Consider the following 13,734-nt stretch of genomic DNA (forward strand, 5'->3'; position numbering starts at 1 on the left):
GCCACGGTTCCGATCATTCGGCGTCGGAACGGTGACGGCGCCGCACGAGTACCGCACCGACCCCGGCGACAAGCAGAAGCACGCCCAGCAGAGCCGCGCCCCACGGGGCGTCGCCACCCGTGGTCGGCAGGTTACCGGTGGAGGGCGAGGACGGTGTGGGAGATGGCGAAGGCGAGGGCGGACCGGACTCCCAGACCGCGTACAGGACCAGGTCAGCGGCGAGATCGGAGACCGTGAGACGGTCGAACGCCGGATCGGCTTCAACCGCGGTCGGCGATGTCGACCACCCCAGGAAGGCGGTGCCGGCGCCGACGAATCCGAGGTCTGATGCCCCGGGGTAGGTGACAGACGCCCCGGGAGGCCCGTCCCAGATCGCCTCCGCACGGTCACCGGCGTTCTCGTGGAACGTCACCGAGAACCGAGGATCCGGATCGGCGTATGTCGCGACCAGAGTGAGGTCGGCACCCGAGAATCTGATCGTGCGCTTCACCTGGTACAACCCGTCTCGGGGCACGGGGCTGGTGATGATGCGGGCGACGGCCATGGACGGCTTGCTCCATCCGACGAACACCTCATCGCCACGGGTGAGAGAGGACCCGTCGGCGACGATGGCGCTCGAACCGGTGTCGTACGTGTACGGATCGACCGGCACCGTGCCGCCCGTATTCCCTCCGCCGTCGTAAGTGATCGTGAATGGAGCGCCCACCGGCTGCTGCCAGCGTGCGTAGAGCTCGAGATCCGAGCCGACGGGTGTGTCGAAGTCGTACGGGACGAAGTAGCCGGTCTCCGTGCGCTGGTACCAGCCGACGAAGGTCTGTCCGTCCGGCTGCGGCGGCAACGGATCCGGTGCCGCGACCGTCGCCTGATCCTCGACGGTCTGTGTGAGATCCGCCAGCGGTGCAGGAGACGACGGGTGGTCGAAGAATTCGACGGTATGCGGGTCCGTCAGCCATTTCGCGTACAGGGCCAGGTTGCTCGCCGGCATCGTCGCACCCTCGAACGTGAACGGCACGTTGAAGGCGGAATCGGTGAACCACCCGAGGAAGATGTCGCGTCCTCTGGTCGGATCGGCGGGCGCCATAGCCTCCAGCGAACTCTCGTACGGGATCCCGCTCACAGGCGGGATCGCGGTACCCCCACCCGTGACGAAGGTGAGGGTGTAGGTGTTACGACTGTAGAACTGATACCGGTATGCGTCGTTCGTGTTCCGACTGTTGTTGAGCTGATACAGGTGCCCCGAAGCCGAATCCAGCTGGAAGTAGTTGCCGTGCGTGTTGACGCCCGTCCCGTAGCCGACGAAAGACGAGTACCCGTCGATCACACCGGCGACCTGACGATCGCCCACCGATGCCCAGTACCACGGCGTGCGATAGGTGCCGAAGATCTGATGCCCCGGTTCGATCGCCTGTCGTACCGTCGTCTTGTCGTTGTTGTAGAGCGTCGCCACGCGCACGGGGTCATTGGGGGTGCCGTCAGGGCCGAGGACCACGTCCGGCGCATTCTGCGACTGGTCCAGCGACTCCACGAAGTCGTAGCGCTGCGTCAGGACCTGGGTGCTCGACGCGGCCATCTTGCCCGTCATGGCCATGGTGCGCGCGCCGAGGTCCACCGACCCGGCATCTGCCGCCACTCCGGTGTAGCTCGCGGTGAACGTCTCCGGGGTGAACTGCTGCGGTCCCCACCCGCGCAGCACACAGTTCTGATCCTGTGTGCCTGCATCGTAAGCGGTGATCATGCTGGACCCGTCCGACTGCGAGAGCGGGACGGGCGCCACGCCCGCGGCCTGCATGTTGAACCCGATCTTCTCGCGCACCGAGAACGTGCCCAACAGCTGTCCTCCGCCCGGCACCGTCGACCGGAAGTAGTCCGTGCCGCTCACGTCCATCGTCACGTCGTAGGTGCCCGCAGCGTTGCACGCAGCCGGGACGTTCGCAGAGCTGCCAGGCGCGATGAGTACGAAGTCGGCTCTCCACAGCGCTCGTGTGAGATACACGTTGACCACGGTCGATCCGTCGCCGCGCACGACGACATCCTGCTGACTCACCGCGAGATCGGCGAAGGCGAGCGGATCGGACTGGACGACCGCGGGATCGAGTTGAGCGCGCACCAGCTCCTGGATGCTGACCGGGATCTGCCCCTTCGCGGTCGGTCCTGCGACGGTCGCCCCGGCGATCGCGCTGGACGCGATGTCGTCCAGGAACGTGTACGTCGCGGGGTCGGCGAGCTGGGCAGGGCTGAGGGCGCCGTCAGCCGCTCCCCAGTCGGGGACCGGCTCGCCCGCCGGGCTGAAGACCGGAGCGGGATAGACGTCGGGGACGACATTCGCCTTCTCCAGCCAGTAGCTGACGTGGTACTCGACGCTCTGACCGGTCCAGCCCGCGTAGAGCGTGGTCGCCGCTGTGATCGGGAACGTGAGCGGCAAGGAGCGCGCTTCGTCCGCCCACCACCGGTCGAACGCATATCCGGTTCGCGTCGGTTCCGCAACGGCGGCCAGATCCGCCTCTGTGAAAGCCGTGTCCGGCTCGATCACGAAGACGGGATTCACCGCCGTCCCATCGGTGATGAAGGAGACGGCGAAACCCGAGGCCAGCTTCGGGATGAGGCGGAGGTCGGATGTGACCGGAGAGGAGAAGTCGTACGGCGTCTGCGTGCTGTCCCCCTGCCGATACCACTGCCCTGTGAAGACCTGGCCTTCGGGGACGTGCACGACGTCGGGAGCGATCTCTCCGAGCGGCTGCCCATTCCGCACTTCGTCGGCGTCGATCACTCTTCGCGCGTCGTCACCGCTCGGCCCCGCCAGGAACTGGACGGTGAAGACGTCGGCGAAGCGGGCATCGACCACGAGGTCGGTCGTGACGACCGTGGTCGCGAATTCGAACGGCACCTCGACGCCGCCCGACTGCGTCACCCATCCGTCGAAGATGCCGTCACCCGCGGGGGGCGCGGGTTGGCGCGGCACGAGACCACCGTCCACGACGTCGACGCGGGAGACCTCGGCGTCGAGCGAGCGGAAGATGACCGTGTGGTAATTCCAGATGCCCGGTGTGGAAGGCCCACCGACCGGAGCGGCCGCGAACGCAGGCAGAGCGACGACCGCTGGAGAGATCAGCGCGATCGCGAGAGCGGCGGCAGCCGCTCTCAGACGATTTCTCGTGAACCTGATGCCGTCACCTCCCCCGACGTCACCGTACGAACAGATCGTTACAGTGTGCCATCGCGACGGTCACGCGGCTAGAGGCACGTGTCCGAGGGGTCGGTGGGGGTCGATGATTCCGACGTCACGCGAGCTCGATGAGGTCCTGGTACTCCTGGCTCCAGATGTCCTCGACACCGTCGGGCAGGATCAGCACACGCTCGGGGTTGAGCGACTGCACCGCACCGGGGTCGTGCGACACGAGCACGACAGCGCCCTCGTAGTGCGCGAGCGCGCCGAGGATCTCTTCTCGGGAGGCGGGATCGAGGTTGTTGGTCGGCTCGTCGAGCAGCAGCAGGTTCGCCGACGACACGACGAGCGTCGCGAGCGACAGACGCGTCTTCTCCCCACCCGACAGGACCCCTGCAGGCTTCAGCACATCGTCGCCGGTGAACAGGAACGACCCGAGCACCTTGCGCGCCTCGGTCTCGGTGATGTGCGGAGCGGCCGAGACCATGTTCTCCAGCACCGAGCGATTCACGTCGAGGTTCTCGTGCTCCTGGGCGTAGTAGCCGACCTTGAGGCCGTGTCCCGGCTCGAGCTGCCCGGTATCGGGCTGATCGACGCCGGCGAGCATCCGCAGCAACGTGGTCTTGCCGGCGCCGTTGAGCCCGAGGACGACGACCTTGGACCCACGATCGATCGCCAGATCGACATCGGTGAAGATCTCGAGCGAGCCGTACGACTTCGAAAGGCCGGACGCCATCATCGGGGTCTTGCCGCAGGGGGCCGGCTTCGGGAAGCGCAGCTTCGCGACCCGGTCTTCCTGACGAACCTCGTCGAGCCCCGCGAGCAGTTTCTCCGCACGCGCGATCATCTGATGCGCCGCAGCCGCCTTCGAGGCCTTCGCACCGAAACGGGCCGCCTGCAGCTGCAGGGTCGTGGCCTTCTTCTCGGCGTTCGCGCGCTCCTTCTTGCGGCGTTCCTCGTCGGCCACCCGCTGTCGCAGGTAGTTCTTCCAGTTCATGTTGTACGTGTCGATGACCTGACGGTTCGCGTCGAGGTAGAAGACGCGGTTGACCGTCTCCCCGACGAGTTCCACGTCATGGCTGATCACGATCAGCCCGCCCTTGTAGCCCTTGAGGAACTCGCGCAGCCACACGACACTGTCGGCGTCGAGGTGGTTGGTCGGCTCGTCGAGGATCATCGTCTGCGCGTCGGAGAAGAGGATCCGCGCGAGCTCGATGCGGCGACGCTGTCCACCGGAGAGGGTCGACAGCGGCTGGTCGAGGATGCGGTCGGGAAGCGACAGGTTGTTGGCGATGGACGCCGCCTCCGCCTCCGCCGCATAGCCGCCCTGGGCCTCGAACTGCTCGGTGAGCCGGGCGTAGCGCTTCATCGCCTTGTCGGCCACCGCGGGGTCGTCCGAGCCCATCGCGAGGGCCGCCTCCGTCATCCCGAGGTTGAGCTGACCGAGCCCACGGGCGTCGAGGATGCGTGTGCGCGCGAGGTCTTCGGGGTTACCCGAACGCGGGTCCTGCGGAAGGTAGCCCAGTTCGCCGGAGCGGGTCACGCTTCCGCCGGACGGCAGCACGTCGCCGGCGAGCACCTTGGTGAGCGTGGTCTTCCCGGCCCCGTTGCGGCCGACGAGTCCGATCTTGTCTCCGTCGGCGACGCGGAACGAGACGTTCTCCATCAGCAGGCGCGCGCCAACGCGGATCTCGAGGTCGTGCACGGCAAGCACAGCGGACGTCCGTTCTTTCGGGGAGGGTGTTCGGCCGATCGGCCAGCCTCCCAGTATAAGCCGCGTCGCCGGGAGTCGCGGTCAGCAAGATCAACCTGAAGAGTGAGCACGCCGATACTCCGGTGGGATGCCGGCCCCCTCACTCCCCGCATAACGTGCCGGAGTGGACATCCTCAACGACCTGATCATGCAGGCCATCGCCTCGCCCTGGCTGTACCTGGTGCTGTTCGCCGTCACCATCGTCGACGGCTTCTTCCCCCCGGTGCCCAGCGAGACCGTGCTCGTGGCCGCAGCCGCCGTGGCTGCCTCGACGGGTGAGGGAAATCTCCTCCTTCTCGGGGCGGTGGCGGCGATCGGGGCGGCGATCGGTGACAACATCGCGTTCCTGATCGGACGAGGGCTGGGCACCACCCGCTTCGCCTGGATGCGCAGACCGCGCGTCGCCGCAGCATTCGCGCATGCCCAATGCGCACTCGACCGTCGCAGCGCCACGTTGATCCTCGGTGCCAGGTACATCCCCGTCGGAAGGGTGGCGGTCAACATGTCGGCCGGGGCTCTCGACTTCCCCTGGCGGCGATTCCTCCCTTTGAGCCTGATCGCCGGAATCAGCTGGAGCGTGTTCAGTCTCGTCATCGGTCTGCTCGCCGGCGCCTGGATCAAGGACCAGCCTCTGCTCAGCGCGGGGCTCGGCATCGTCGTCGCTCTGCTCGTCGGTCTGGTGATCGATCGGATCGCCGCCGCCCGCCGCCGCCGTGCCGCGGCGCCTCAACTGGCAGGATGAGAGCCATGGCACGCCGCCGCGAGCGTTCACCTCGCCGAACACGCATCAGCCGTCGCACCGCCGCCTTCGTGGCACTGTGCGCGGCAGTGGTGGCGCTGTTCACGGTGCTCGTCTCGCTGCAGAGCGTCCTGTACGGCACACCCGTCCCGTTGTCGTTCATCCTCGGAGCGGCGCTGTGCGCCTCCCCACTGCTGGCGATCTCTCATCCTCGCTGGGCCGTCGGCCTCTTCACGGCAGCGGCCCTCGCTCTTCCGCTCACCGTCGTTCCCGAGCTCGCGATCGCTTCCCCGTGGCCCTGGTCGGTCCCTGCTCTGCTGACATTCATCCTGTTCGTCGGAGTCGTCACGTTCCTCCACGGTGCGCGGCTCGGCGCGTTCGCGCTGATCCTCGGGGCGATCGCCTCGCTGGTCTCACCGATACTCCGCCCCGACATGGTGGCTGTGCCGGAATCGTCCGCCAGCGCCACCGCCGACCTCATCGTGACGACCTCCCTCGCCTCGGCAATGTTCCTGATCGCTTCACTGATCGCGGGACGCGTCAGGGTGGCGGCCGAGCTTTCACGGGAGAGGGAGCACAGCGCACTCGAGGAGGCCAGACGCGCACTCGTGGAGGAACGCACGAGGATCGCGCGCGAGCTGCACGACGTCGTGGCGCACAGCATGTCGGTGATCCAGGTGCAGGCCTCGACCGCGAAGTACCGCATCTCCGGACTGGATGACGCGGCCGTCGCGGAGTTCGACGACATCGCAGCGACCGCGCGGAGTTCGCTCACCGAGATGCGGCGCATGCTCGGCGTGCTGCGCACCGAGGACCAGACTGCCGAGCTCGCCCCGCAGCAGGGCATCGATGACATCCCCTCCCTGGTCGACAGCATCCGCCGCGCCGGCGTCGAGGTCGGACTCGTCCTGGAGGGTGGGGACGCCGCCACGGCGGCAATGCCCGCGGTCCAGATCGCCGCCTTCCGCATCGTCCAGGAGGCCCTGAGCAACGCCGTCCGTCACGCCCCTGGGGCCCGGATCGCCGTGCGCGTGCGCGGCGAGTCCCGATCGATCCGGATCGTGGTGCACAACACCGCCCCGCCCCGCCTTCCGGACGGTCACGGCGGCGGATACGGTCTGCGCGGCATGCGGGAACGCGCGGAACTCCTCGGCGGGAGCCTGTCCGCCGGCCCCTCGACCGACGGAGGTTGGGAGGTCGAGGCCGTCCTCCCGGTCAGTCCGGACGGGACAGTCGGCCCGCATGATCGATCGCCGGCCGATCTTCCTTCATCTGCCACCCCTCTCGACGCCACCCCTCTCGATGCCACCCCTCACGACACCGCCCGTCACGACACCACCCCTCACAACACCGCCTCCCACAACACCGCCTCCCACAACACCGCCTCCCACAACAAGGAACACTCGTGACGATCAACGTGCTCATCGCCGATGACCAGGCCATGGTCCGTGCCGGTTTCGGGGCACTCCTCGACGCCCACGACGGCATCAGGGTGGCCGGCCAAGCGGCCGACGGTGCGGAGGCGGTCACGCTCGCGGCACGCCTCGACCCCGACGTGATCCTCATGGACGTGCGGATGCCGGAACTGGACGGCATCGAAGCCACTCGTCGCATCCTCGGGCCTTCATACCCCGCGGCGCATGTCCCGCGGATCATCATGCTCACGACGTTCGACATCGATGACTACGTGTACGACGCACTCGAGGCCGGTGCCAGCGGTTTCCTACTGAAGGATGCGCTGCCGGAGGAGCTCGTGCACGCCGTGCGCGTCGTCGCCGGCGGTGATGCTCTCCTCGCTCCCAGCGTGACACGACGCATGATCGAGCAGTTCGCCGGACGCCGACCCCGGACTCCACGCACGGCGACGGCGCTCGCCGACCTCACCGACCGCGAACGGGAAGTACTCGTGCTCATCGGACGAGGGCGCTCCAACACCGAGATCGCCGCCGACCTGTTCATCGCCGAGCAGACCGTCAAGACACATGTCGGCAAGGTGCTCGCCAAGCTGAACCTCCGTGACCGCGTGCACGCCGTGATCCTGGCCTACGACACCGGGCTCGTCGAGCCTTCGTCCTGACGCGTCCCGCCGTGGAATCCCGTCGGCTCATCGCCTCGACTCATCGCCTCGACGCATCGCCTCGACTCATCCCGTCGTAGGGGGTACGACGGGACCCGAGGGTGATGTCCCCGCCCGCACCGCGTCCATAGTCTCCTGGAACACCGCTTCCGAGGAGGACTCATGGCCATCGTCCAGACACCGCCCGTCGCAGCCGCCGCGCCGCGCACATCCCGCGATACGGGCATCGACTTCCTGCGGGCTCTCTGCGTGCTCGGCGTCGTGCTGCTGCACGCGATCATGGTGGGCGTCACCGTCGGCGATTCCGGTCCGGTCTTCGAGAACGCCAGCGACGACACCGCGTGGATCGCTCCGCTGAGCTGGCTCCTGCAGGTGATGCCGCTGTTCTTCGTGATCGGCGGATTCTCCGGATTCCTCGCCCATCAGCGGATGCGGCAGCGCGGTGGCACGGCAGTCGGATTCGTCGCCGGCCGCGTGCACCGGCTGTTGCGGCCGGCGATCCTGACGATCGCGGTCGTCGGCCTCGCGCTCGCTCTGCTCACGATCTTCGGCGTGCCCGCCGACCTCATCGCGACGGCCGGCTTCCGCTACGGCCAGCCTCTCTGGTTCCTCGGGGTCTTCCTCCTCTGCCAGGCGCTTCTCCCCCTCTTCGCCGCCGCCCACCAGCGTGCGCCGCTGTGGACCATCGGCGCACTCGCCGCTGCGGCGATCGTGATCGACGTCCTCCGTGGAGCCTCCGGCATCGAGGGCCTGGGCTTCCTGAACCTCGCCTTCGTCTGGATGACCCTCCAGCAGCTCGGCTTCTTCCTCGCCGACGGACGCATCGAGCGTCTCAGCCGACGGATCCGCATCGCTGCGGGCCTCGCTGCCGTCTTCGCGCTCCTCATGACCTTCGTCGTCGGCGTCTACTCCCCCGACCTCATCGCGAACATCAATCCCCCGACGGCTGCCCTCCTCCTCGTGGGGGTCGCGCACACGAGTCTGCTCTCCCTGCACCGTGAGCGTCTCGAGCGATTCAGCCGACAGCCGCGCGTGGCCGCGTTCACCGCCTTCGTGACGGTGCGGACCATGACGATCTACCTCTGGCACATGCCCGTATTGCTGTTGATGGCGGGCTCGACCGCCGCGTTCGCGCTCCTGACCGGCGCCGCGCTCCCGGCACTGGACAGCGCGGCGTGGTGGACGGGACGACCGCTGTGGCTCGCGACCGCGCTCACCCTCACAGCCGTCGTCGCCGTCGCGTTCACCCGGTTCGAAACGCAGTCCGCACCCGCCTCCACGTCTTCGCTCGGTCGCATCGTCACCAGCACTCTCAGCGCCCTGGCGGGGATCGTCCTGCTGCTGGTTCTCGGCACGTCCGTCGCAACCGCCCTGATCGCACTCGCGCTGATCGCTGGTTCTCTGCGTCTGGCGACAGTCCCGACTCCGCGGTCGGCAGGGAAACGACCGTCGCCGGTCCCCGTCGCACCGGTCCCCGTCACGCCGGTCCTCGCGTGAGTCAGCCGAGGCCCCTGGCTGCCAGCGCGTCTCCGACATCGTCCGCGTGCTTGAGAGCGAGCACGAGCAACGGCACCACCGTGCGGATACCCAGCCGCGCACCGCGAGCCTGCTCCGCCTCCCGCACACGCATGGCGAACCCCGTGATCACCGGGACGGTCGTGAGGGTCAGGGAGATCGTCAGGGCGACCGCCTCCGGATCGACTCCGAGCCGACGCAACGGTCGCAGCAGCTGTTGCAGGACCTCGAGCAGCGCTGACATCCTCGTGGTCAGAGTGAGCAGACCGGCGAGGAGCAGCACCGCGACCACCCGTCCCGTGCTGATCCATGCCGCCTCGGGCGACACGAAGATCAGGAGAGCGGCAGCGAGCACGAGCACGATCCAGCGCAGGCGCCACACCTCGGCGGCGAGCACGCGGAACGGGAGTCCACTCACGCGGTAGAGCCCCAGCACCACGAGGAGCGCGACCGCGATGCTCACCGGATCATGCGGATACAGTGACAGGACGAGCGCTCCGACCGCCAGCATCCCGAGCTTGAGCGCAGCCGGCGCCCGGTGCACGATCCCCGTCCCCGGGTGATACAGCGCGATCACGCGCACGCCGCCCGATACGCAGCGATCACATGCGAGGGGGCTCCAGAGGCCACGATGCGTCCCTCGTCGAAGAGCAGCGCGGTGTCGCAGCGAGAGGCCAGTTCGAGGTCGTGCGTCACGATGACGATCTGCGCCTGGACCCCGAGCAGGAGATCGGCGATGCGACGGGAATTGCGCAGATCGAGCAGGGTCGTCGGCTCGTCGGCGACGATCACCCGCGGGTCGGCGATCAGCACGGAAGCCAGGGCGAGCATCTGCTTCTGCCCGCCGGACAAGGCGGATGCCGGAACGTCCGCGTGCTCCGCAAGGCCGTGCGCCGCGAGCGTCTCCCTCACGCGCGCGGAGACGTCGGACTTCGACCGCCCTCGGAGCGAGAGCGCGAGATCCTCGGCCGGGGTCGGCATCAGGATCTGCGCATCAGGGTTGGTGAAGACGAAACCGACGAGCTTGCGCACCGCGGCCCGCTCTCGAACGGTGTCGAGTCCGTGCACCGAGACGGTTCCGTCTCGCGGAGCGACGAGGCCGTTGAGGAGGCGCGCGAAGGTCGACTTGCCTGAGCCGTTGGCCCCGATCACCGCCGTCGTCCGTGCGGTCAACCCGACGCTGACGTCGTGCAGCACCATGCGCCCGTCGAGCTCGACCGACACCCGGTCGAGGGCGATCGGGGCCGGTCCGATCGATGAGGAACTCTCCACCGCTGCTTCCTCCGCGTCGCAACCTGAACACTGTTCACCTGAACGTCGTTCACTATAATCGGAGCATGAGCCCAGAGCCCAATCCGGCCCGACACGATCGGGACAGCGTGGCACGCCGCGCGCTCGCTCTGCTCGACGAGGTCGGACTCGCCGACCTCTCGATGCGGCGTATCGCCGCGGGCCTCGATCTGCAGCCGAGCGCCCTCTACTGGCACTTCGCGAACAAGCAGGAACTGCTCGCCGAGCTCGCCGACCGGATCACCGCGTCGATACCGCACGGCGGGACGGACATCATCGTCACGGCGCGCGGCATCCGCGATGCCCTCTTCGCCTATCGCGACGGAGCCGAGCTGGTCCTCAGCACCTACGCACTCCAGCTCGGTTCCTCCACTGCGCAGAAGGCTCTGGTCGACACGTTGCGCGCACAAGGAGCCTCGGATGCCGAGGATCGAGGAATCGCCATCCTCCACTTCGTCCTGGGACACGCCACGCTCGTGCAGCAGCGCATGCATGCCGACAGCCACGGCGCCCTCCCGGCCGCGGAGGACGCCGATGTCACCGCCGGACTCGACCGCGTCTTCGATCTCGGAGTAGCTGCCCTGGCGGGAGCGCTCAGGTCGCCGGAGACTCGGCCGCGTGCCCGAGCCTGAGACCGGGCACCACAGCCAGCGCCACGAGGGCGATGCAGAAAGCGAAGACGGCACTGAACGCCCCGGCTCCGCCACCGAGCGTCGCCACACCGAGACCCGCGAGCGCGATGGCGACAGCCGATCCTGAGGCGTCCGAGATCGACAGCGCTGACGAGTTGAACCCCTGATTGGTCTCGTTCGAGTACGCGAGCGTCAACACGGTCAGGCGCGGGTAGAGCAGGCCCATCCCACCGCCGGCGAATGCCCAGCCGATGACCACCAGAGCGGGCGAGACGTCGAACACCGCAGCGACGAGCACGCACAGCATCGCGATCAGCAGCGAGCCCAGGCTGATCGCCGTGATGCGGTGGTTGCCCAGACGCTCTCCGAACCGACCCTGCAGGGCTGAGGCGCCCGCCCACGCCAGCGCTGCCAGCATCAGGGCGATGCCCGCCCAGGTCGCACTGAAGTCGAACTTCCTCATGAGCAGATACGGGATGTACGCCTCCGCGGCGAAGAACGCACCGGCGACGATGCCACGCATCAGCACGACGCTGGGCAGCCCGGGACCGGCTCGAAGCGTGCGCTGCGGCAACAGCGGCAGCACCGCGAACCCGATCGCCAGCACGGCTCCGACCGCGACGGGCCACCCGATCGACGGCTCCATCTCGGCTGAGAAGCCGATGACGACGGCGAGCACTGCGACCACCACCGCGAGCAGCAGCCGGACGACGAGTGCCGTCCGATCCTGCGGCTCCCCCTGCCCGAGGTCGACTCCACGGAGGCGCACCGCGATCATGAGGAAAGCCGTGGCGGTGAGCACCGCCACGCCGAGGAAGGCCCAGCGCCAGTCGAGATACTCGGCGACGGCTCCCGCGAGGAACGGACCGACCATCGACGGCACGACCCAGGCCGCCGCGAAGGCGGCGAAGATGCGCCCGTGCAGGTGGGGCGGGTACAGCCGCGCGACCACGACATACAGCGCGACCGTCTGTCCACCCGTCCCGAGCCCCTGCACCAGTCGCCCGATCAGGAACTGGTGCATCGTGACGGCGAAACCCGAGATCAGCAGGCCGATGATGAAGAGCGACACGGCGACGTACAGCGCGCCGCGGGGACCCCGGGCGTCAGACCATGCCCCGGTCGCGACCATGCCGATCACGCTCGTGGCCAGCGTCCCCGCGAAGGCGACGGCATAGAGCGCCTCTCCATCCAGGGCCGCGCTCACGATGGGCATGACGGTCGTGACGGCGAGAGCCTCGATCGCCGCAAGGAAGATCAGTGCGACCGCGCCGAGAGTCACCCAGATGCGGTGACGGTCCCAGATCGTCGCGGCCTCGGACGGGGCGGTCATCGCCCGACGAGCGACGCGATGCGCTCGATGGCCTCGGTGATGATCTCCGGACTGGTGCCGAAGTTCAACCGCACGTGACCTGCACCCTCCGCGCCGAAGGCGGGCCCGAAGTGCAGGGCGACCTTCGCGTCCTTCAGAATCCGTCTGGCCGGGTTGTCGCCCCACTCCAACGTGGTGAGGTCGATCCACGCCAGGTAGCCGGCATCGGGGATGCGGTACCGCGCTCCGGGGAGGTGCGCGGCGAGCAGGTCCTCGAGCAGCAGCCGGTTCTCGTCCAGAGTGCGCAGCAGCCCGTCGAGCCATTCGTCGCTCTCCTCCGAGAACGCGGCGACAGCGGCCAGCAGGCCGAACTGGCCGGTGCGCCATTCGACCTCGACCGGGAGTCCGCGCACCACGGCGCTCGTCTCGTCGCCGGCCGTGACCATGAGGGCGCACTTGAGTCCGGCGAGGTTGAACGCCTTGCTCGCACTCACGAGCGCGTACCCCACCCGCTGCGCGGCGTCGCTCACCGCGAGGAAAGGCGTGAACCCCGACCCCGGCTGGGCGAGCGGGGCGTGGATCTCGTCCGACACCACGGCGACACCGAACTCGTCGGCGAGCTCCGCGAGAGCAGTGAGGCTGTCGCGGCCGTGCACCGTGCCGGTGGGGTTGTGCGGGTTGCAGAGCAGGATGGCCGTCGCTCCGTCTTCGAAGGCGGCACGGATCCCGTCCAGGTCCAGCTCCCACCGGGTCCCGGTGTCGCGGAGGGGAACCCGTTCGACCTCTGCACCGGCTTCGGCGACCAGATCGTAGAAGGGTGGGTAGACAGGTGGCGTCACCACCACGCGCTCCCCCGGCTGCGTGACACGGCGCAGGATCTCGACGATCCCCATGCTCACATCCGCCGTGCTGCGGATTCGCGCGGGGTCAGGCTCCCAGCCGTAACGTCGGGACGCGAAGTCCGAGAAGACCTCCGCGAGAGGAGTCCTCGACGCCATGTAGCCGGTGTCGCCGATCTCGACCGCACGCTGCAGGGCCGCCGTGACAGCGGGCGCGAGGGGGAAGTCGGTCTCGGCGACGAACAGGGGAAGCACGTCGGCCGGATACTCGCGCCACTTCTCGCTCGTACGCTCGCGAAGCTCGGTCAAGGGCAGGGCTTTCACCTGAAGCATTCGTTCTCCCGAGTCTCGCCCCGCACCGGTGCGGAGTCAGCGAAGCGGGCGCGTAGTCGCGCCCGCTTCGTCCTGCATGAC

11 protein-coding genes are annotated in these 13,734 nt (G+C 68.2%); 5 read left to right on the plus strand and 6 right to left on the minus strand.

Annotated features, from left to right (window positions below; all coding sequences use genetic code 11):
* Nucleotides 1-13: 13 nt before the first annotated feature.
* Nucleotides 14-2,959 (minus strand): InlB B-repeat-containing protein, encoded by a 2,946-nt coding sequence (locus AB4070_RS02800; RefSeq protein WP_441978804.1) that lies wholly within the window; start codon nt 2,957-2,959, stop codon nt 14-16.
* 319 nt (nt 2,960-3,278) lie between these two features.
* A complete protein-coding gene (gene abc-f / locus AB4070_RS02805; RefSeq protein WP_017202270.1) occupies nt 3,279-4,877 on the minus strand; it encodes a ribosomal protection-like ABC-F family protein in 1,599 nt (532 codons plus the stop codon).
* A gap of 163 nt (nt 4,878-5,040) precedes the next feature.
* On the opposite strand from abc-f, the gene AB4070_RS02810 reads away from it, so the two are divergent.
* From AB4070_RS02810 to AB4070_RS02825, 4 genes are all read left to right on the plus strand, one after another.
* Complete coding sequence (locus tag AB4070_RS02810) at nt 5,041-5,658, plus strand: DedA family protein (RefSeq protein WP_441978805.1); 618 nt, start codon at nt 5,041-5,043, stop codon at nt 5,656-5,658.
* Nucleotides 5,659-5,663: 5 nt separating this feature from the next.
* Complete coding sequence (locus AB4070_RS02815) at nt 5,664-7,064, plus strand: sensor histidine kinase (RefSeq protein WP_441978806.1); 1,401 nt, start codon at nt 5,664-5,666, stop codon at nt 7,062-7,064.
* Nucleotides 7,061-7,732: a response regulator gene (locus tag AB4070_RS02820; RefSeq protein WP_282845909.1), complete on the plus strand. Its 672-nt coding sequence runs from the start codon at nt 7,061-7,063 to the stop codon at nt 7,730-7,732. Before AB4070_RS02815 ends, AB4070_RS02820 begins: the two co-directional genes overlap by 4 nt.
* A 162-nt stretch (nt 7,733-7,894) precedes the next feature.
* Nucleotides 7,895-9,229 carry an acyltransferase family protein gene (locus AB4070_RS02825; protein WP_441978807.1) on the plus strand — a complete coding sequence of 445 codons (1,335 nt, stop codon included), beginning with the start codon at nt 7,895-7,897 and terminating at the stop codon, nt 9,227-9,229.
* Between the two features lies 1 nt (nt 9,230).
* On the opposite strand, the gene AB4070_RS02830 is transcribed toward AB4070_RS02825, so the two are convergent.
* Together AB4070_RS02830 and AB4070_RS02835 are read right to left on the minus strand one after the other, a co-directional pair.
* Nucleotides 9,231-9,824: an energy-coupling factor transporter transmembrane component T family protein gene (locus AB4070_RS02830; protein WP_441978808.1), complete on the minus strand. Its 594-nt coding sequence runs from the start codon at nt 9,822-9,824 to the stop codon at nt 9,231-9,233.
* The gene (locus AB4070_RS02835) at nt 9,821-10,519 is read right to left on the minus strand and encodes an energy-coupling factor ABC transporter ATP-binding protein (protein WP_441978809.1); all 699 of its coding nucleotides are present in this window, start codon (nt 10,517-10,519) and stop codon (nt 9,821-9,823) included. Before AB4070_RS02835 ends, AB4070_RS02830 begins: the two co-directional genes overlap by 4 nt.
* Before the next feature lie 65 nt (nt 10,520-10,584).
* Between AB4070_RS02835 and AB4070_RS02840 the strand changes: the two genes are divergently transcribed.
* Nucleotides 10,585-11,169, plus strand: coding sequence for a TetR family transcriptional regulator (locus AB4070_RS02840; RefSeq protein ID WP_441978810.1), 585 nt, complete (start codon nt 10,585-10,587; stop codon nt 11,167-11,169).
* Here AB4070_RS02840 and AB4070_RS02845 read toward each other — a convergent pair.
* Both AB4070_RS02845 and AB4070_RS02850 read right to left on the minus strand, forming a co-directional pair.
* A complete protein-coding gene (locus AB4070_RS02845; RefSeq protein ID WP_441978811.1) occupies nt 11,132-12,502 on the minus strand; it encodes an MFS transporter in 1,371 nt (456 codons plus the stop codon). The genes AB4070_RS02840 and AB4070_RS02845 overlap by 38 nt on opposite strands.
* Nucleotides 12,499-13,653, minus strand: coding sequence for a MalY/PatB family protein (locus tag AB4070_RS02850; protein ID WP_441978812.1), 1,155 nt, complete (start codon nt 13,651-13,653; stop codon nt 12,499-12,501). Before AB4070_RS02850 ends, AB4070_RS02845 begins: the two co-directional genes overlap by 4 nt.
* Nucleotides 13,654-13,734: the final 81 nt, after the last annotated feature.

This window comes from Microbacterium sp. 2RAF4 (assembly GCF_052115285.1).
GTDB lineage: Bacteria > Actinomycetota > Actinomycetes > Actinomycetales > Microbacteriaceae > Microbacterium > Microbacterium oxydans.